The sequence below is a fragment of the Aeromonas sp. MR19 genome, from assembly GCF_963899305.1.
Taxonomy (GTDB): domain Bacteria; phylum Pseudomonadota; class Gammaproteobacteria; order Enterobacterales; family Aeromonadaceae; genus Aeromonas; species Aeromonas bestiarum.
Genome location: NZ_CAWQWZ010000005.1, coordinates 42,212 through 60,825, shown reverse-complemented (window position 1 = coordinate 60,825; position 18,614 = coordinate 42,212). Strand labels below are relative to the sequence as shown.

Annotated in this window: 15 protein-coding genes; 11 read left to right on the top strand and 4 right to left on the bottom strand. The window is 61.2% G+C overall.

Features of this window, described 5'->3' with window-relative positions; translation table 11 throughout:
• Positions 1 to 6 precede the first annotated feature (6 nt).
• Positions 7 to 1,320, bottom strand: coding sequence for a tagatose-bisphosphate aldolase subunit KbaZ (kbaZ, locus tag AACQ95_RS03060; protein WP_241280536.1), 1,314 nt, complete (start codon positions 1,318 to 1,320; stop codon positions 7 to 9).
• A gap of 272 nt (positions 1,321 to 1,592) precedes the next feature.
• On the opposite strand from kbaZ, the gene AACQ95_RS03055 reads away from it, so the two are divergent.
• Positions 1,593 to 2,390 (top strand): DeoR family transcriptional regulator, encoded by a 798-nt coding sequence (locus AACQ95_RS03055; RefSeq protein WP_043142143.1) that lies wholly within the window; start codon positions 1,593 to 1,595, stop codon positions 2,388 to 2,390.
• Between the two features lie 70 nt (positions 2,391 to 2,460).
• Here AACQ95_RS03055 and AACQ95_RS03050 read toward each other — a convergent pair whose 3' ends face one another.
• The 3 genes from AACQ95_RS03050 to barA form a co-directional block, all read right to left on the bottom strand.
• Positions 2,461 to 3,387, bottom strand: coding sequence for an N-acetylmuramoyl-L-alanine amidase (locus tag AACQ95_RS03050; protein WP_241280535.1), 927 nt, complete (start codon positions 3,385 to 3,387; stop codon positions 2,461 to 2,463).
• A gap of 3 nt (positions 3,388 to 3,390) precedes the next feature.
• On the bottom strand, positions 3,391 to 3,870 hold the full coding sequence (locus tag AACQ95_RS03045) for a YehS family protein (RefSeq protein ID WP_005318863.1): 480 nt from the start codon (positions 3,868 to 3,870) through the stop codon (positions 3,391 to 3,393).
• 131 nt (positions 3,871 to 4,001) lie between these two features.
• Positions 4,002 to 6,713, bottom strand: coding sequence for a two-component sensor histidine kinase BarA (barA, locus tag AACQ95_RS03040; RefSeq protein WP_098980698.1), 2,712 nt, complete (start codon positions 6,711 to 6,713; stop codon positions 4,002 to 4,004).
• 230 nt (positions 6,714 to 6,943) lie between these two features.
• On the opposite strand from barA, the gene rlmD reads away from it, so the two are divergent.
• From rlmD to surE, 10 genes are all read left to right on the top strand, one after another.
• A complete protein-coding gene (rlmD, locus tag AACQ95_RS03035; RefSeq protein WP_241280534.1) occupies positions 6,944 to 8,263 on the top strand; it encodes a 23S rRNA (uracil(1939)-C(5))-methyltransferase RlmD in 1,320 nt (439 codons plus the stop codon).
• A 373-nt stretch (positions 8,264 to 8,636) separates the two neighbouring features.
• A complete protein-coding gene (relA, locus tag AACQ95_RS03030; RefSeq protein WP_043142131.1) occupies positions 8,637 to 10,847 on the top strand; it encodes a GTP diphosphokinase in 2,211 nt (736 codons plus the stop codon).
• A gap of 175 nt (positions 10,848 to 11,022) precedes the next feature.
• Entirely contained in the window at positions 11,023 to 11,820 is a 798-nt protein-coding gene (mazG, locus tag AACQ95_RS03025) for a nucleoside triphosphate pyrophosphohydrolase (RefSeq protein ID WP_043554948.1), read from the top strand.
• A gap of 141 nt (positions 11,821 to 11,961) precedes the next feature.
• Positions 11,962 to 13,599 (top strand): glutamine hydrolyzing CTP synthase, encoded by a 1,638-nt coding sequence (gene pyrG, locus AACQ95_RS03020; protein ID WP_042872670.1) that lies wholly within the window; start codon positions 11,962 to 11,964, stop codon positions 13,597 to 13,599.
• Between the two features lie 89 nt (positions 13,600 to 13,688).
• Positions 13,689 to 14,990, top strand: a complete 1,302-nt coding sequence (gene eno / locus AACQ95_RS03015) for a phosphopyruvate hydratase (RefSeq protein ID WP_103472742.1) — start codon at positions 13,689 to 13,691, stop codon at positions 14,988 to 14,990.
• A gap of 179 nt (positions 14,991 to 15,169) precedes the next feature.
• The gene (gene ftsB / locus AACQ95_RS03010) at positions 15,170 to 15,487 is read left to right on the top strand and encodes a cell division protein FtsB (protein ID WP_042872668.1); all 318 of its coding nucleotides are present in this window, start codon (positions 15,170 to 15,172) and stop codon (positions 15,485 to 15,487) included.
• Complete coding sequence (gene ispD, locus AACQ95_RS03005) at positions 15,480 to 16,166, top strand: 2-C-methyl-D-erythritol 4-phosphate cytidylyltransferase (protein ID WP_098980695.1); 687 nt, start codon at positions 15,480 to 15,482, stop codon at positions 16,164 to 16,166. Before ftsB ends, ispD begins: the two co-directional genes overlap by 8 nt.
• Positions 16,167 to 16,334: 168 nt before the next feature.
• Positions 16,335 to 16,811, top strand: a complete 477-nt coding sequence (gene ispF, locus AACQ95_RS03000) for a 2-C-methyl-D-erythritol 2,4-cyclodiphosphate synthase (protein ID WP_042872662.1) — start codon at positions 16,335 to 16,337, stop codon at positions 16,809 to 16,811.
• Positions 16,811 to 17,869, top strand: coding sequence for a tRNA pseudouridine(13) synthase TruD (gene truD / locus AACQ95_RS02995; protein WP_241280533.1), 1,059 nt, complete (start codon positions 16,811 to 16,813; stop codon positions 17,867 to 17,869). The genes ispF and truD overlap by 1 nt, the downstream gene beginning before the upstream one ends.
• Positions 17,850 to 18,611, top strand: coding sequence for a 5'/3'-nucleotidase SurE (surE, locus tag AACQ95_RS02990; RefSeq protein WP_241280532.1), 762 nt, complete (start codon positions 17,850 to 17,852; stop codon positions 18,609 to 18,611). The genes truD and surE overlap by 20 nt, the downstream gene beginning before the upstream one ends.
• Positions 18,612 to 18,614 lie beyond the last annotated feature (3 nt).

Sequence of the window (18,614 nt, the reverse complement as noted above, 5' to 3'; positions counted from 1 at the left end):
AACTCCTTATGCAACCGGGGTGAGCCGGGAATGACTGGCGGGGGTGGTGCCACAGGCATTGGCGTATTGGCGCAGCACCTCCTGCACCTGATCGAGAATGAGGTCGTGGGCCCTGGCCGACAGCGTGCCCTGGCGTACCTTGCGGTATTGCAGCGGCAGATGCTGGCTGAGCAGCGGCAGGGGAATGGGCTCGGCGGCCAGGTTGGCGAGCAGCCGGGCGTAGCAGTCGTCGACCCGGCTGTCGGGCCAGTAGTAGCGAATGCGGTCGGAATAGCTGTAACCGCGGGCCAGCCGGCACTCGTTGGCATTGCCCTGATAGTGGCTGCGCCAGAAGTCGGGGCGATCCAGCATTGTCTCCTCCAGCACCTGGCGCAGACCCGAGCAGGCGCGGGCTACCACCAGCTCCTCCTCGATGGCGGCGAGGGCGAACAGCGCCTCCCGCAGGGCGAAGGTGAGGGCCGGGCCGACCTTGAGGATGGCGAAGTGATCGCGCACCAGCTGGCAGTAGGCGTCCGGTGTCTGGTAGTCGGTGGAGTGCGCCTCGAACACCAGATGGGGATAGGCTTCGATCATCCGGCTGAGAGGGGCGGCCTTGTCGGATCGGTAGTCGATGACATGGGTGTGATCGAACTCCACCCCGGGTTGCACCACCAGACCGATCACCCTGGGCCAGATGGCGTCGAGCCCGACCCTGGCGAAGGCCTGCTGGTGGGTGTTCAAGGTATGGCGGGCGGCTTCCGGTGTGGTCGCGGCCAGCTCGGCCAGTTGCTCATGGGCGCCGCCCGGTACCGGCACCTCTGTGCCTATCACATAGACCAGATCGCAACAGCCAAACTCGGCCTGGCAGGTCTGCTCGGCGACCAGGGCCAGCCGGGCGGCCCGCTCGGCGACCAGCTCATCGGGGAGCGGCACAGGATCCCCCAGGCAGGACATGCTGCAATCGAGGTGGATCTTCTTGAAGCCGGCGGCGACATAGCTGGCGATCAGCACCTCGGCGTGTTCCATGGCCTGCTCGGCCGGCTCACTCTGCCAGCGGTTGGGGCCCAGGTGATCGCCTCCCAATACCAGTCGCTGCAAGGGAAAGTCGCACTCGGCGGCGAGCCGGTGCAGGCGATCGCGAAAATCCACTGGTGTCATGCCGGTATAGCCGCCGAATTGATCCACCTGATTGGAGGTGGCCTCGACCAGCAGCAGATCATCTCCTTGTGCCGCCAGCCGCAGGGCGGCCTCCAGCACCAGCGGGTGGGCAGAGCAGACGGCATGGATCCCGACCGGTTCCCCCTGCTTGTGTCGTGCGATCAGTGCCAGCATTGATTTCATTTCCCTCTTCCTCATGGCTGAATGCGATTTTAATCTTTCGATGTCTTTCTTTACCCTAGGCGTCTCGCCCCTTTAACGAAACAAAAGCGTGCTCGCATCTTGAGCAAGATCACAAAAAGAAATGAATCGAAAGGTTTTTGACGTTCCGGAAGAGTCTCGTGAGGCTTTTTAAACCAATGAAAGCTTGATTTGGCATAAAGGCTGGGTGTTAATAGGCAAACGTAACGAAGTGAAAGCCCCGGTTTTCACCACAGCACTCCGGCAGAGAGACTATGCAAACAACCGAAAAAAGCGTGCTCGGCACCAGCGAGCGGCGGGAACGCATCATTCAGCAACTGCGCAGTAATGGCAGCGTCCAGGTCAACGAGCTGGCCAGTCACTATCAGGTATCCACAGTCACCATTCGCAACGATCTGGCGTTTCTGGAGAAGCAGGGGGTGGCGGTACGCGCCTATGGCGGCGCCCTCTTGTGCGAACCGAATCAGGCGGTGCCCGAGCGCACCATAGCCGACAAGAGCGTGCTCAATACCCCGGTCAAGCAGCGTATCGGTGCCATGGCGGCGAGCCTGGTGCAGGCGGGGAGTCGGCTCATTCTCGACTCGGGGACCACCACCCTGGAGGTGGCGCGTCATCTGCGCGAGCATCAGGAGATAGTGGTGATGACCAACGGCATGAACGTGGCCAATGCCCTGCTGGAGGCTGAGGGGGTGGAGCTGCTGATGACGGGGGGGCACCTGCGCCGCAAGTCGCTCTCTTTCTACGGCGCCCAGGCGGATTTGTCCCTGCAGAACTACCACTTCGACCTGCTGTTTCTCGGGGTGGATGGCATCGATCTGGAGCGCGGCGTCAGCACCCATCATGAGGATGAGGCGCGCCTCAACCGCTGCATGTGCCACGTGGCCGAGCGCATCATAGTGGTGACGGATTCCAGCAAGTTTGGGCGCTTGAGCCTGCACAAGATAGTCGACACCCGGCGCATCCACACCCTGATCACGGATGACGCCATTGCGGCCGAGACCCTGGCCGGGCTGCGCCAGGCGGGGATAGAGGTGCTGCTGGTGCCAGCCTGATCCGGGCCGCGAAAAGGGATTGAGAAAGAGGGACGCCATGGCGTCCCTCTTTCGTTGTCAGGAGAGGCGCTCAGCCCGGCTCGGGGAAGTAACGCTCCAGCAGGGCTGTGAGTATGGCCTGGCTCTGTTCATCGGGCTCGCCGCTGACCAGGGCGGGGCGGAAATGGAGCTGGAAGGCGCGCAGGGCGGCCCGGCTCTGCTCATCCCAGGCGCCGCTTGAGGCGACCCCATAGCCGTAACGGGCGAGCTGCTGTTGCCAGGTGAGGGCATCCCAGGCGGGGGCCGGTTGTTGGCGCAGGGCCGTGACTCTGGCCTCGTCTGGCCAGGCACCGACCCCGTAGTGCAGGGCGAGCTCGCGCCAGGGGAAGTGGGGGCCGGGATCCTGCTTGCGCTCGGGGGCGACATCGCTGTGGGCCAGCACCTGGGTTGGCGGTATTTGATAGCGCTGCACCAGCTCCTGGGTGAGGGCGCCGATGGCGGCAATTTGCGCCCGGGTGTAAGGCTGCCAGCGTCGCTGGTGGGCGGGTAGCAGCTCATCTTCCGGCGGATAGCCCAGGTTGACGATTTCGATGCCGAGGGAGCTGGCGTTGAGCCCCGCATACTGGTGCCAGCGACTGCGGCCCGCATGCCAGGCGCGCTGGCTGTCGGGCACCAGCTGGTAGACGGGGAGCGGCGTCTGGTCGGTGTCGCGGGGGATCAGGTAGTGGGCGCTCACCTGGTGGGCCGGTTCGGTCAGCAGGCGCAGTGAGTGGGCATCGTCCTCATCCGTGTAGTGCAGGATCAGGAAGGCGATGCGTTCATTCTGGTTGGCGCTGGGGTAACGGGACGAGAGCTGATAGGGGGCTGGCTGGCAGGCGCTCAGCAGCAGTATGAGGCAGAGTGGCCATAGCCGCAGCCACCTGGCCCTGTTCGCGCCCGGAGCGGGAAGGCGCAACGGCCAGCGCCGCCCACTGGCCAGCGAGAGGCGGGCTGACAGTGAGCGGAGACGCTGGCCCATGACTCAGGCGCGGTACTTGGCGGTGAGGCCGATGAGGAAGTTGCGCAGGATCTGATCCCCGCAATCCTGATAGTGCTTGTGATCCTTGGAGCGGAACAGGGCACTCAGTTCGGACTTGGAGAGGTTGAAGTCGGCGAGCTTGAGGGTGCCGAGCATGTCCTCTTCTTTGTAGTTCAGGCCGATGCGCAGCTTGCGCAGTATCATGTTGTTGTTGATCCGGTTCGGGATCACCTGGGCCGGGGCATCTTCCCGCACACCGCGGCGCGCTATGATGAAGCCGTCGAGGAACTGGCTCAGGGCCGCATCGGGGCAGGCGACATAGCCAGCCTCCTGCTCTTCCCCTTCGGCGGCTTCTTTCATCAGCCAGCTGTGCAGCTGGGCGTGAGTGACCGTCAGGTTGCCCTTGGCAAACATCTCGACCATCTGGTCATTGCTGATGGTGAGGGCGTAGCGCAGACGGCGCAGAATATCGTTGTTGGTCATGTTGACTCCTGTAGAAACGGCGCAACTTTACCATCTGGCGCGCCCCGCGTCAGAAAAAGCGGGGCAGGCCCTGTCAGGAAAAGGGGGCAAGGGACTGCTGCCAATGGCGGGCAGCCCTGCATCCCGCTCATTCAGACGAGGTAGCGTGGCGCCTCCTGACGCACCTGCTCCATCGCATCCTGCAACTCCAGCAATTCGGGTTCCAGCTCGCTGACCGGCACCCCGTCGCGCAGCTGCTGTTCCAGCTGGGAGAGCAGCCGTTGCAGGCCGGGCACCCCGGAATAGGCGCAGCCGCCGTTGAGGCGGTGCAGCTGGGCCAGCACCTCGGCATCCTCCACCTGACCGGCGAGGGCCGCCTCCAGCACGGGATCCACCTCGTCGAAACTGGCCATCAACATGGTCAGCATCTCCTTGGCGAGATCCAGCTTGCCGGCGGCCTGACGCACCGCCAGAGACCAGTCTATCTGCTGATCCGCGTGGTTCTGGTGGCGACGGTGGGCGAAGTCGGTGATCAGCTGGGCCAGCATGCTCTCGTCGATGGGCTTGGCCAGATAGTCATCCATCCCCTGCCGGATCAGCCGCTCCCGCTCGCCGGGAATGGCGTGGGCGGTCACCGCCACGATCGGCGTCTCTGTGTTGAGGGACTGGCTGCGGATCGCCTGGGTGGCGCTGATGCCATCCATGATCGGCATCTGTATATCCATGAAGATGATGTCGAATGGCTGGCTCTGGGCCAGTCTGACCGCCTCCTTGCCGTTCTTGCACACCACCACCTGGCTCACCATCTCCTTGAGCATGGCGGCGATCAGCTTGAGGTTGGCCGCATTGTCGTCCACCGCCAGCACCTTGACTTGCTGCACCTGGCGCTGGGTCGGGGCGGGCAGCGGCGCGCTCTTGGCTGCCTCGGGGGAGAGCAGGGCGTGCAGCAGCTTGCGGTGGTTGGTGGGCTTGGAGAGACAGTGCTGGGCGCCGTGGGCCAGCATGGCGTCATAGAGCGCGGGCTCGTGGCTGCTGAGCAGCACTATGGTGTTCTGCTGGCCGTCCAGCCCGTCGAGGCGGGCGATCACCTGCTGCGGTGTGTGCAGTGTGCTGCTGCCGATGATCACCATGTCCTGGTTGCTCATCTCGGGCCAGATGGTGTCGATGGCGAGCGACTGCACATCCAGCTGCCACTCCGCCAGCAGGGCGCAGAGGGAGGAGTGGCTGAAGGGATCCGGCTCCAGCAGCCAGACTCGTTTGCCCTGGATGCGATCCAGCGGCAGCTTGTCGGTCTGGGGCAGGGGAGAGACGTCCATGTCCAGGCTGAAGGAGAAGACGGAGCCCTTGCCCAGTTCGGATTCGAAACGGATCTGGCCCCCCATCTGCTGCACCAGCTTCTGGGTGATGACGAGGCCGAGGCCAGTGCCGCCATAGCGGCGCGAGATGGAGGAGTCGGCCTGGTTGAAGGCCTGGAACAGCTGGCGCTGCTGCTCTTCCGAGATGCCGATGCCGGTATCGCGGATCAACACGTTGAGCCGCACCTTGTTGCCGTTGCTGCCCCCGGTCTGCTCGATGCGCACATCCACGTTGCCGCGCTCGGTGAACTTGATGGCGTTGCCGGTGAGGTTGGTCAGCACCTGCTGCAGGCGCATGGGGTCGCCGGTGAGGTAGTCCGGCACCTCGGCATCCACCTGCAGGGAGAGTTCGAGCTGCTTGTCGTGGGCGCTGGGGCCGAGCAGGTGCATGGTCTCGTTGAGGGTGTCGCGCAGGCTGAAGGGTATGTGCTCCAGTTGCAGCTTGCCCGCCTCCAGCTTGGAGAAGTCGAGGATGTCGTTGATGATGCCGAGCAGGTTGCGGGCCGACTTCTCTATGGTCTGCATGTAGTCGGTCTGGCTCGGCGTCAGCGCCGTCTTGAGCAGCTGGCGGGTGAAGCCGATGACGCCGTTGAGCGGGGTGCGCAGCTCGTGGGACATGTTGGCGAGGAACTCGGATTTGACCCGCGCCGCCTCCTGCGCCCGCTTCTTGGCCATGTCGAGCTCGACGTTCTGGATCTCGATCTGCTCCAGCGTCTCGCGCAAGTCAGAGGTGGCCTGATCGATGTTCTGCTGCATCTCCTCGTGATATTCCGAGAGCGCCTTGGCCATGGCGTTGATGCCGTTTTTCAGCATGTCCAGCTCGCCGGTGAGCTGGCCGCTGACCCGGGTGTCGAGCCGCCCCTCCCTGATCTTGTGCACCGCCTGCACCATGTCGGTGATGGGCTGGGTCACGCTCTTGACCAGCCTGAAGCCAAACAGGGTACTGACGGCCAGACCGATGAGCACCATGATCACCGCGAAGAAGGTGTCGCGATACTGCAGGATCATGGCCCTGTCTGTGGTCATCTGCATGGAGATGTAGCCGATCATGGGCGGCTCCACGTCGCTGGGCAGCGGGAAGCCATCCATGCTGGTCTCGGCCTGGATCGGGGTGCGCAGTATGATGTCGTCACCATAGAGGGTGACGCTGGTCAGCTCGGGGATCTGGCTGCCATCGGGCAGCCGCAGCCGGGTGAAGTCCCTGTGGTAGTTGGACGTCACGAACAGCTGGTTGTCCTGGGTGAAGACGGCGATGGACTTGATGAGCGGCGAATTCTTGCGGTGAGTCAGGCCAATCAGCCGCTTGAGCGACTCCCGGCTGTGCTGGGTCATGCCGTATTCACTGGCGATGGCCAGCGGCTCTATGATGTTGATGCCCTGATCGATCAGGTTGTTTTCCAGCTGCTGGTAGCGGTGGAAGGTGAAATAGCCGGCCATCAGGCCGCCAATGATCAGGGTCGGCAATATGGTAAAGGCCAGCACCCGGGCTCGCAGGCCGTACTTGGTCATGCGAATGGTCCCCCGATGAGCAGGGTGGGCAAGATGGTCAATGGCACGACATGAGCGCGCAGGCCGGATTGGGTCATGCGGATAGTCCCCCGAAGAGCAGGGTTGGCAAGAAGGCAAACGACAGTGGGCGGGCCCGCAGGCCGGATTTGGTCATACTATTATTCTTGTGGGACAATAGCCTGCTGCAGATTCCACAATCATGACATAGCCACCTATAGGCACCAAGTTTTATGGCCCAGTTTTTCAAGCCCCAAAAGAAATCCACCCAGCCCCAACGTATTGAATTTACGGTAGACAGTCTGGATCACCACTGCGTCGGTATCGGCCGTCATCAGGGCAAGGCGATCTTCATCGAAGGGGCGCTGCCCGGCGAGCAGGTCAAGGCCCGCATCCTCGAAGACAAGAAGCAGTATGCCCACGCCACCTTGCAACAGGTGGTGACCCCGGCAGCCAATCGCATCGCCCCCTTCTGCAGCCACTACCGCGAGTGCGGCGGTTGCAATGCCCAGCATCTCGGTGAGGCGGATCAGCAGGCCGCCAAGGAGGCCGGTTTGGTCAGCCTGTTCGAGCGGCTGGGGCAGATCAAGGCGCCAGCGCTGGAGCCCGTGCTGACAGGGGAGTCTCGCGCCTACCGCCGGGTCTGCCGGCTGGCCATCAAGTTTGACAAGAATGGCCGCTGCACCCGGGTCGGTTTTCGTCGTCGCCAATCCAACGACCTGGTGGAGATCGAGGACTGCCCCGTGCTGGCCGAGCCGCTCTCTGCCCTCATTAACCCTCTGCGCGACTGCCTCAATCGCCTCAAGAGCCAGCGTGAGCTGGGCCATGCCGAACTCATTCAGGCCGAGCAGGGGATCATGATGCTGCTGCGCCATACGGGTCGTCCCAACGAGGGGGATCGCGCCCTGCTGGTGGCGTTTGCGCAGACGCAGGGGATAGACCTCTATCTGCAGGCTGCCGATGAACGCATCGAGCCATTGCACCAGGTATTCCAGCCATCCTACTCACTGGATGGCCTGTCTCTTGCATTTGCTCCTGGTGACTTCATTCAGGTCAACGGCCCCATCAACCAGAGCATGGTGGCCCAGGCGCTGGCGTGGCTCGGGGCGAGCAAGGATGACAAGGTGCTGGATCTGTTCTGCGGCATTGGCAACTTCACCCTGCCACTGGCCCGTCAGGCCCGGGAAGTGGTGGGCGTGGAAGGGGAGCTGGCCATGGTGGCCCGCGCCGAGGAGAACGCCCGTCGCAACGGCATCGACAATGCCCGTTTCTACAAGGCGGACTTGAGCGGTGACATAGTCGGCATGTCCTGGGCGCGGGAAGGGTTCGATCTGGTGCTGCTGGATCCGGCCCGCCCCGGTGCGCTGGAGGTGATGGGGCACGTCGTGAAACTTTCACCCAAGCGAGTGGTCTACGTTTCCTGTAACCCGGTCACCCTGGCCCGTGACAGCCAGGTGCTGGTGAAAGGGGGCTACCGACTGGTACGTCTGGGGATGCTCGACATGTTCCCCCACACCGGCCATCTGGAGTCCATGGCCCTGTTTGAGCGGTAATGAACGGAGTAATCCAGCCCCTTGGTCTGATGCGTGTGGGGGCCGGATATGTTCTTTTATTCCGGTATATCTGGTGTCCATCAGGCTGTTTGAGCGGGAGTGAACTGAGTAATCCAGCCCCTTGGTCTGATGTGTTTGGGGGCCGGATATGTTCTTTTATTCTGGTGTATCTGGCGTCCATCAGGCTGTTTGAGCGGGAGTGATTGGGGTAATCTAGCCCCTCGTAAATCGGCTGGGCCTGTTGGAGAACTCTATTGTCTTTATTGACAATATGCCTTGAAAAGTTCTCCAGATATCCCCATCTGAGGCAGTCTCATCAGGTGAGGGGGAGGAAGCGGTAGCTTTCGGCCCAATAATTTAAAGGATTGATACCATGGTTGCGGTTCGCGATATTCATTTGAAAGACAACTTCACCCTGGAAGAGTGGGTCAGCTCGCTCTCCTTGAGTGACAGTGACAAGGATCAGTTGCGAACCGTCTACCAGTATTGTCTGACGCTCGGTGACGAGGCGCTCACCAACCGCCTGCTGGTGCGTGGCGTCGAGATGGCGGGCATTCTGCTGATGCTCAGCATGGATCTCGGCACCCTCAAGGCCGCCATCATCTACCCCTTCGTCGAAGCCGGCCTCATCAGCCAGGAGCGGATGGACGAAGACTTCGGTCCCAAGATCGCCAAGCTGGTGGAAGGGGTGCTGGAGATGGAAGCCATCCGCTCCCTGCAGACCCTGCACCGCAGCGAGACCTCGCCGGAACAGGTCGACAACGTGCGCCGCATGCTGCTCGCCATGGTCGAGGATGTGCGTGCCGTGGTCATCAAGCTGGCGGAGCGGATCGCCTGCCTGCGGGAAGCGAAGAAGGCGGATGAAGAGACCCGGGTGCTGATGGCCCAGGAGATCACCAACATCTATGCCCCGCTGGCCAACCGGCTCGGCATAGGTCAGCTCAAATGGGAGCTGGAAGATCTTGCCTTCCGTTACCTGCACCCGGACACCTACAAGCAGATCGCCAAGCAGCTCGACGAGAAGCGCCTCGACCGGGAGCGCTACATCCGCGAGTTCGTGCAGTCCCTGCGCGATGCCCTCAAGGAAGCGGATGTGGAGGCTGAAGTCTATGGCCGTCCGAAACACATCTACAGCATCTGGCGCAAGATGCAGAAGAAGCACCTCGAGTTCAACGAGCTGTTCGACGTGCGCGCTGTGCGGGTGGTGACCAAGCGGCTGCAGGATTGCTACGCGGCGCTCGGCATAGTCCATACCCATTTCCACCATATTCCCCGCGAGTTTGACGACTATGTCGCCAACCCCAAACCCAACGGCTATCAGTCGATCCACACAGTGGTGGTGGGGCCGGAAGGCAAGACGGTGGAGATCCAGATCCGCACCGACCAGATGCATCAGGATGCCGAGCTGGGGGTGGCCGCTCACTGGCGCTACAAGGAAGGGGCCCAGGCCGCCAACAAGGCCAACAACTTCGAAGACAAGATCGAGTGGCTGCGCAAGCTGCTCGCCTGGCAGGAGGATCTCTCCGAGAGCGGCTCCCTGCTCGAGGATCTGCGCAGTCAGGTGTTCGAGGACAGGGTCTATGTGTTCACCCCGAAAGGGGATGTCATCGACTTGCCGGCGGGTGCCACCCCGCTCGACTTCGCCTATCACGTGCACAGCATGATCGGCCACCGCTGCATCGGCGCCAAGATTGACGGTCGTATCGTGCCCTTCACCTATGCGCTGCAAACCGGCGACCAGGTGGAGGTGATCACCCAGAAGGAGCCGAACCCGAGCCGCGACTGGATGAACCCCAACTCGGGTTTCCTGCGCTCCAGCCGGGCGCGGGCCAAGGTGGCCACCTGGTTCAGAAAGCTGGATCGGGACAAGAACATAGCCGCCGGCAAGGAGCTGCTGGAGAAGGAGCTGGACAGACACAACCTGACCCTCTCCAAGGTGGACAAGGTGGTGCTCGAGCGTTTCCACGCCGAGGAGCTGGAAGACCTGCTGGCCGGTATCGGCAGCGGCGACATCCGCATCAACCAGCTGCTCAACTACCTGGACACCCGTTACAACAAGCCGACGGCGGAAGAAGAAGATCGCCGTGTGCTGGAAAAACTGGAGCAGAAGGCCAATACCCCGTTCCGGCCCAAGCCCAAGGATCACATAGTGGTGGAAGGGGTCGGCAATCTGATGACCCACATCGCCCGCTGCTGCCAGCCCATCCCGGGCGACACCATTCAGGGCTTCATCACCATGGGGCGCGGGGTATCCATCCACAGGGATGATTGCGAGCAGCTCAAGGAGCTCTCCCGTCGCAACCCGGAACGACTGATCGATGCGGTGTGGGGGGAGAACTACTCGGGTGGTTATGGCCTCACCATTCGCATCCTCTCCAACGATCGCTCGGGTCTGCTGCGGGACATCACTACCGTGCTGGCCAACGAGAAGATCAACGTGATGGGGGTGCGTTCGCGCTCCAACGTGCGCGAGCAGACCGCCGAGATCGACATGGAGCTGGAGATTTACAACATCAACGCCTTCAACCGGGCGTTGGCCAAGCTCAGCCAGCTCAACGACGTGATCAGCGCCAAGCGCCTCTGATACCCAGCGACCGGCCCAGGGTGGGCCGGTCGCTTTTCCTCTGTTTGAACGACCTGAAAGCGGATCTCCCATGTCCCAACGTTACGACCTGCCCCAACTGCTCGACATGAGATTGATCGGCTGCACGGCTTGATGTCGCTTCATCCCCATTTAACGAATCGAAAGTGAGTAGCTCATGTCTCAACGTTACGACCTCTCTCAATTGCTCGATATCATGTCTCGCCTGCGTGACCCGCAAGAGGGTTGCCCCTGGGATCTCAAGCAGAGCTTCCAGACCATAGTGCCGCACACCCTGGAAGAGGCCTATGAGGTCGCCGATGCCATCGAAACCCGAGATTGGCAGGGATTGAAGGGGGAACTCGGTGATTTGCTGTTCCAGGTGGTCTTCTACGCCCAGCTGGGCAAGGAGCAGGGGCTGTTCGATTTCGCCGATATCGTCGATACGGTGAGCGAGAAGCTCATTCGTCGCCATCCCCATGTGTTTTCCGATGCGGATCTCGGTGACGAGCAGGCGGTGAAGGTGAACTGGGAGGCCGAGAAGGCCAAAGAGCGGGCCGCGCTCGACAAGGAAAGCGTGCTGGATGACATACCGCTCGCGCTGCCGGCCCTGACCCGTTCGGCCAAGATCCAGAAGCGCTGTGCCACTGTTGGCTTCGACTGGAAGACGCTGGGCCCTGTGGTGGACAAGATCCACGAAGAGATCGACGAGGTGATGGAAGAGGCGCTGATGGCCGACGTCGACGAGGCGCGGGTGAGCGATGAGCTCGGTGACCTGCTGTTTGCCACCGTCAACCTGGTACGTCATCTTGGCAAGGATCCTGAGCAGGTGCTGCGGGGCGCCAACAGCAAGTTCGAACGTCGCTTTCGTCAGGTTGAGCAGTTTATCGCCGCGGAAGGGCTGAAAATGACCGATTGCTCTCTGGAAAAGCTGGACGCAGCCTGGGACAAGGCCAAGGAAACCGAACAAAGTTGATTTGGCGCAAGATGAGGGGGCGGTGAGCCTGATAGATTTTTGTTCATTGTTTGGGAGAGGGGGTTTTGGTATACTGTTTCCCCGTCCTGCTTCATCCCCGAAGCACCCCTTAAAATTCCCTAAACTTCTTTCAGGTTCAGCATGACGACAAAATATATTTTTGTAACTGGTGGCGTTGTTTCATCCCTCGGCAAAGGCATTGCCGCAGCTTCTCTGGCAGCCATTCTGGAAGCCCGTGGTCTGGATGTGACCATCATGAAACTGGACCCCTATATCAACGTGGATCCGGGCACCATGAGCCCGACCCAGCACGGTGAAGTATTCGTAACCGAGGACGGGGCCGAAACCGATCTGGATCTGGGCCACTACGAGCGTTTCATCCGCACCAAGATGACTCGCCGCAACAACTTTACCACTGGTCGCATCTACGCCGACGTGCTGCGCAAAGAGCGCCGTGGCGACTATCTGGGCGCCACCATTCAGGTCATCCCGCACATCACCAACGCCATCAAGGAGCGGGTGATTGCCGGTGCCGAAGGCCATCAGGTTGCCATCGTCGAAGTGGGCGGTACCGTGGGCGATATCGAGTCCCTGCCGTTCCTCGAGGCCATTCGTCAGCTGGCTGCCGAAGTGGGCCGCAACAGCGCCATGTTCATGCACCTGACCCTGGTGCCTTACCTGGCTGCCGCCGGTGAAGTGAAGACCAAGCCGACCCAGCACTCGGTGAAAGAGCTGCTCTCCATCGGGATCCAGCCGGATGTGCTGATCTGCCGATCTGACCGTGCCATTCCGGCCAATGAGCGTGCCAAGATTGCCCTGTTCTGCAACGTGCCTGAGCGCGCCGTCATCTCCATGAAAGACGTCGACTCCATCTACAAGATCCCGGCCCTGCTCAAGTCCCAGAATCTGGACTCCTACTTCACCGAGCGTTTCGGTCTGGAGTGCAAGGAGGCCGACCTGTCCGAGTGGGAACAGGTGGTCTTCGAAGAGGCCAACCCGACTGCGGAAGTGACCATCGGTATGGTCGGCAAGTATGTCTCCCTGCCGGATGCCTACAAGTCCGTCAACGAGGCGCTCAAGCACGGTGGCCTCAAGACCCGTCTCTCCGTCACCATCAAGTACATCGATTCCCAGGATATCGAGACCCGTGGCTCCGAGCTGCTGGAAGGCCTGGACGCGATCCTGGTGCCGGGTGGCTTCGGTGAGCGCGGCGTGGAAGGCAAGATCCAGGCGGCCCAGTATGCCCGTGAAAACAAGATCCCTTATCTGGGTATCTGCCTCGGCATGCAGGTTGCCATGATCGAATTTGCACGCAACGTGGCGGGCATGACAGGGGCTCACTCCTCCGAATTCAAGAAAGATTGTGCCTATCCGGTCGTCGGTCTCATCACCGAGTGGGTGGATGACGAAGGCAACGTCGAGACTCGTACCGAGAAGTCTGATCTGGGCGGCACCATGCGTCTGGGCTCCCAGCTCTGCCACCTGGTCGAAGGTTCCAAGGTGCGTCAGATGTACGGCAGCCCGACCATTTACGAGCGCCACCGTCACCGTTACGAAGTGAACAACAAGCTGCTGCCGCAGATTGAAGCGGCAGGTCTGAAAGTGACCGGTCTCTCCGCCGACAAAAAATTGGTGGAAATTATCGAGATCCCGGATCACCCTTGGTTCGTGGCGGCGCAGTTCCACCCGGAGTTCACCTCGACTCCCCGTGATGGCCACGCCCTGTTCGCCGGTTTTGTGAAGGCGGCAGGCGAGTATCAGAAGCGTAATCTGAAGTAATTGAAAATAAATGCGGTTGAGGCTCTGTGCCACAGCCGCTTTTTTTGGCATATTTTTGTTGTTTTTTTACGAAACCTGAGGAAATACACATGTCCAAGATCGTTAAAGTGATCGGTCGTGAAATCATCGACTCCCGTGGTAACCCGACCGTTGAGGCCGAAGTTCACCTGGAAGGTGGTTTTGTTGGTATGGCAGCCGCTCCGTCTGGCGCGTCCACCGGTTCCCGCGAAGCGCTGGAACTGCGTGACGGCGACAAGAGCCGTTTCCTGGGTAAAGGCGTTCTGAAAGCCCTCGCCGCCGTCAACGGCCCGATCGCTCAAGCTCTGCTGGGTAAAGATGCCAAGGACCAGGCCGCTATCGACCAGATCATGATCGACCTCGACGGCACCGAGAACAAATCCAAGTTTGGCGCCAACGCCATCCTGGCTGTTTCCCTGGCCAACGCCAAAGCCGCCGCTGCCGCCAAAGGCATGCCGCTGTACGCTCACATCGCCGAGCTGAACGGCACTGCCGGTGTTTACTCCATGCCGCTGCCGATGATGAACATCATCAACGGTGGTGAGCACGCCGACAACAACGTCGACATCCAGGAGTTCATGATCCAGCCGGTTGGCGCCAAGACCCTGAAAGAAGCCGTTCGCATGGGCGCCGAAGTGTTCCACAACCTGGCCAAAGTGCTGAAGTCCAAGGGCTACAACACTGCTGTTGGTGACGAAGGTGGTTTCGCTCCCAACCTGAAATCCAACGCCGAAGCGCTGGAAGTGATCGCCGAAGCCGTTGCTGCTGCTGGCTATGTCCTGGGTAAAGACATCACCCTGGCCATGGACTGTGCTGCTTCCGAGTTCTACGACGCAGAGAAGAAAGAGTACAACCTGAAAGGCGAAGGTCGTATCTTCACCTCCAACGGTTTCTCTGACTACCTGGCTGACCTGACCACCAAGTTCCCGATCGTCTCCATCGAAGATGGCCTGGACGAATCTGACTGGGACGGTTTTGCTTACCAGACTGCTGAACTGGGCAAGAAAATCCAGATCGTTGGTGACGACCTGTTCGTAACCAACACCAAGATCCTGAAGCGCGGTATCGACAACGGCGTTGCCAACTCCATCCTGATCAAGTTCAACCAGATCGGTTCCCTGACCGAAACTCTGGCTGCCATCAAGATGGCCAAAGACGCTGGCTACACTGCCGTCATCTCCCACCGCTCCGGTGAGACCGAAGACGCGACCATCGCCGACCTGGCTGTTGGTACCGCTGCTGGCCAGATCAAGACCGGTTCCATGAGCCGTTCTGACCGTGTTGCCAAGTACAACCAGCTGATCCGTATCGAAGAAGCTCTGGGTGCCAAAGCTCCTTTCCGCGGTCTGAAAGAAGTTAAAAACCAGGCTTAATTCCAGCCCGCCCTTAATTTGCTCAAAGCCCCGCCAATCTGGCGGGGCTTTTTCGTTTCCGTCATCGCCGGGTGAGGTTTCTGCATTTTTTATTCCGGCCCAGCCCATCCGGGACACAGGCTTCCTTTTGTCTTGCCTGCGAATATGGGAAACTAGGCCGCTTGAAGGAGACTCAGTGCATGCGGCTACTCACTCTTATCCTGCTCTTCCTGTTGGGAGGGCTTCAATATGACCTCTGGCTGGGGAAGAATGGCCTGTCCGATTATCACGAATTGTCCGACGCCATCTCCCGGCAGCAGCAGGACAATCTGGTACTCAAGGATCGCAACAACCTGATTTATCGCGAGATTGACGATCTGACCTCGGGCCTTGAGGCCATAGAGGAGCTGTCGCGCAACGATCTCGGCTACATCAAGCAGGGCGAGACCTTCTACCGGATCATCCCCAAGGATAAGGACAAGGGCTCCAGCTCGGGAGACGCAGCCTACGATGACTGATCGCCAGACCGGGCTGACCGCCATAGTCCCCGCCGCCGGGATTGGCAGCCGGATGGGCGCCGATTGTCCGAAACAGTATCTGCAGCTGGCGGGACAGACCATTCTCGAGCATACCCTCGGCGCCCTGCTGTCACACCCGGCCATCGCCCGGGTGATAGTGGCGCTGGCGCCCCACGATCGTTGGTTTGATGCCCTGCCCGTTGCGACCGACCCGCGTGTCCTGCGGGTAGAGGGGGGCGCCGAGCGCGCCTTTTCCGTTCTCAATGCGCTGCATGTGGCAGAGGGGGAGTGGGTGCTTGTGCACGATGCCGCCCGTCCCTGTCTGACCCACGGAGATCTCGACCGGCTCATCGCCACCGCCATCCAGTGTGGTGGCGCCATTCTCGGCAGCCGGGTGCGCGACACCATGAAGCGTTCAGACGCCATGGGCAACATACTCGGCACCGTCGATCGCGAGCAGCTCTGGCATGCCCTGACGCCGCAGATGTTCCCCGCCCGCACCCTGCTGCGGGCGCTGGAGGAGGGGCTGGCCTTGGGGGCCACCATTACCGACGAGGCCTCCGCCATGGAGCGTGCCGGTTTCACAGTACGCATGGTGGAAGGGCGTGCCGACAACATCAAGGTGACCCGGCCGGAGGATCTCTCTCTGGCGGGGCTGTTTTTAAGCCAGCAGGCATAAGTCGATACACCCAGACAAGGAGCGAGCATGATCCGGATGGGACGTGCGGTTGAGGTGCTCAGGGTTTGGGTGGATGAGTCTCCTGCCTGTTTGGAGGATGTCAGGCCGATCTTGAGGTGAACAAGGTTTAGGCGGAGAAGTTTCCTGCGTGTTTGGAGGATGTCAGGCGTGATACGAATTGGACATGGTTTTGATGTACACAAATTTGGTGGGGTTGGCCCCTGCATGCTGGGTGGCGTCGCCGTGCCGTATGAACAGGGCCTGCTGGCCCATTCCGACGGTGATGTGGTACTGCACGCGGTGAGCGATGCCCTGCTTGGCGCCATAGGCGCCGGTGACATAGGCCGCCACTTTCCCGATACCGCCGCGCAATTCAAGGGGATCGACAGCCGGATCCTGCTGCGGGACGTGTTTGCCCGAGTAAAAAAGGCGGGTTATGCCATCGGCAATCTGGACGTGACCATCATAGCCCAGGCCCCCAAGATGGCACCCCATATCGACGCCATGTGCGCCGTGCTGGCCGCCGACCTGATGTGTGATTTGAACCGGGTGAATGTCAAGGCGACTACCACAGAACAACTCGGGTTTACGGGGCGCAAGGAAGGGATCGCCACCGAAGCCGTCGTCTTACTGGTGAAACAATAATGTTGGAACAACTCAGTTATCTGCATGGGGCGCCCACCGCCCGTGGCATCCTCAAGGCCGAGGCCAGTGATTTCGTGGTGGTTGAGGATCTCGGCTTCGAGCCCTGCGGCGAGGGTGAACACATTTTCGTGCGGGTACGCAAAACTGGCGAGAACACCGCCTGGGTGGCGGGCCTGCTGGCCGATGCGGCCGGGGTCAATCGCAACGCTGTGACCTGGGCTGGCCTCAAGGATCGCCACGCCGTGACCGAGCAGTGGTTCGGCATTCACCTGCCGGGCAGGGCAGAGCCGAACCTTTCGGTGATCGAGAGTGACAGCATCCAGATCCTGCAGGTGAAGCGCCACAACAAGAAGCTGCGGGTTGGCTATCTCAAGGGCAACCACTTCACCCTGCGTCTGACCGGGCTGGAACAGACCGAGGGACTGGCGTCCCGCCTGCAGGCCATCGCCAGTCAGGGGGTGCCGAACTACTACGGCGAGCAGCGTTTTGGCCGGGGTGGCAACAATCTGGAAGCGGCCAAGGCGATGTTTGCCGGCAAGCGGATCAATGATCGCAACAAGCGCTCCCTCTATCTCTCCGCCGCCCGCAGCATGCTGTTCAATGCCATCGTCAGTGCCCGTATCGAGCAGGGGCTGGCTCACCAGCTGCTGGCCGGTGATTGCCTGATGCTCAAGGGCAGCCACTCCATCTTCAGCGAAGAGTTGCTGACCCCGGAGCTGGAGGCGCGTCTCGCCTCCGGTGACGTGCAGCTGACCGCTCCCCAGTGGGGCCGTGGCCGGCTGGCCAGCCAGGGGGCGGCGGCCGAGTTCGAGCAGGGAGTGCTTGCCGCTTACCCCGAATGGTGCGCAGGTCTGGAGAAGGCCGGGCTGGAGCAGGACCGCCGCCCGCTCCTGCTCAAGCCGGAACAGATGAGCTGGCAGCTGGACGGCGAGGCCTTGACCTTGTCCTTCTTCCTGCCGGCCGGTGCCTTTGCCACCAGCGTGGTACGCGAATTAATGCAGGCCGAAGAGGCCGATCATGGTTTCAGGAATCAGTCCGATGCGAATTCTGGTCAGTAATGACGATGGCGTGCATGCCGAGGGGATCCGAGCCCTCAGCGCTGCGCTGACGGCCTGTGGCGAAGTCACCGTGGTGGCGCCGGATCGCAACCGCAGCGGTGCGAGTCACTCCCTGACGCTGGAGGTGCCGTTGCGGGTTACCCGTCTCAGCGAAACCGGTTTTAATGGGATCGAGAGCTATGCGGTGAAGGGGACGCCGACCGACTGCGTGCATCTGGCGGTCAACGAACTGGTGCGCCCTGAACCCGACATGGTGGTGGCTGGCATCAACCACGGTGCCAACCTGGGGGATGATGTCATCTACTCGGGCACGGTCGCGGCGGCTACCGAAGGGCGTCACCTCGGCTTTCCCTCGCTGGCCATCTCGCTGGTAGGCAAGACCCATTTCGCCAGCGCGGCCCACTATGCGGCCCTGCTGGTGAAGGGCATGATGGTGCACCCGCTGCCTGCCGATCAGATCCTCAACGTCAACGTGCCGGACCTGCCCCTCGATCAGATCAAGGGGATCAGGGTGACTCGCCTTGGCAACCGCCATCGGGCGGAATCTGTGATCTGCAGCGAGGATCCCCGTGGTCAGCCCATCTACTGGATCGGCCCCCCCGGCAGCCAGCAGGATGCGGGAGAAGGCACGGATTTCGCCGCCATCGAGCAGGGCTACGTCTCGATCACCCCCCTGACCATCGATATGACTGCCTACAGCAGTCTGGCGGGTCTGGGGGCTTGGTTAGACCTGCAGGGATGAAGG

What these genes read in the sequence shown, in the direction of transcription:
- barA (WP_098980698.1), bottom strand. Translation starts at nt 6,713, where the DNA reads ATGACCAAGTACGGCCTGCGAGCCCGGGTGCTGGCCTTTACCATATTG.
- AACQ95_RS03055 (WP_043142143.1), top strand. Translation starts at nt 1,593, where the DNA reads ATGCAAACAACCGAAAAAAGCGTGCTCGGCACCAGCGAGCGGCGGGAA.
- kbaZ (WP_241280536.1), bottom strand. Translation starts at nt 1,320, where the DNA reads ATGAAATCAATGCTGGCACTGATCGCACGACACAAGCAGGGGGAACCG.
- eno (WP_103472742.1), top strand. Translation starts at nt 13,689, where the DNA reads ATGTCCAAGATCGTTAAAGTGATCGGTCGTGAAATCATCGACTCCCGT.
- AACQ95_RS03045 (WP_005318863.1), bottom strand. Translation starts at nt 3,870, where the DNA reads ATGACCAACAACGATATTCTGCGCCGTCTGCGCTACGCCCTCACCATC.
- AACQ95_RS03050 (WP_241280535.1), bottom strand. Translation starts at nt 3,387, where the DNA reads ATGGGCCAGCGTCTCCGCTCACTGTCAGCCCGCCTCTCGCTGGCCAGT.
- truD (WP_241280533.1), top strand. Translation starts at nt 16,811, where the DNA reads ATGTTGGAACAACTCAGTTATCTGCATGGGGCGCCCACCGCCCGTGGC.
- relA (WP_043142131.1), top strand. Translation starts at nt 8,637, where the DNA reads ATGGTTGCGGTTCGCGATATTCATTTGAAAGACAACTTCACCCTGGAA.
- ispD (WP_098980695.1), top strand. Translation starts at nt 15,480, where the DNA reads ATGACTGATCGCCAGACCGGGCTGACCGCCATAGTCCCCGCCGCCGGG.
- rlmD (WP_241280534.1), top strand. Translation starts at nt 6,944, where the DNA reads ATGGCCCAGTTTTTCAAGCCCCAAAAGAAATCCACCCAGCCCCAACGT.
- pyrG (WP_042872670.1), top strand. Translation starts at nt 11,962, where the DNA reads ATGACGACAAAATATATTTTTGTAACTGGTGGCGTTGTTTCATCCCTC.
- ftsB (WP_042872668.1), top strand. Translation starts at nt 15,170, where the DNA reads ATGCGGCTACTCACTCTTATCCTGCTCTTCCTGTTGGGAGGGCTTCAA.
- surE (WP_241280532.1), top strand. Translation starts at nt 17,850, where the DNA reads ATGCGAATTCTGGTCAGTAATGACGATGGCGTGCATGCCGAGGGGATC.
- mazG (WP_043554948.1), top strand. Translation starts at nt 11,023, where the DNA reads ATGTCTCAACGTTACGACCTCTCTCAATTGCTCGATATCATGTCTCGC.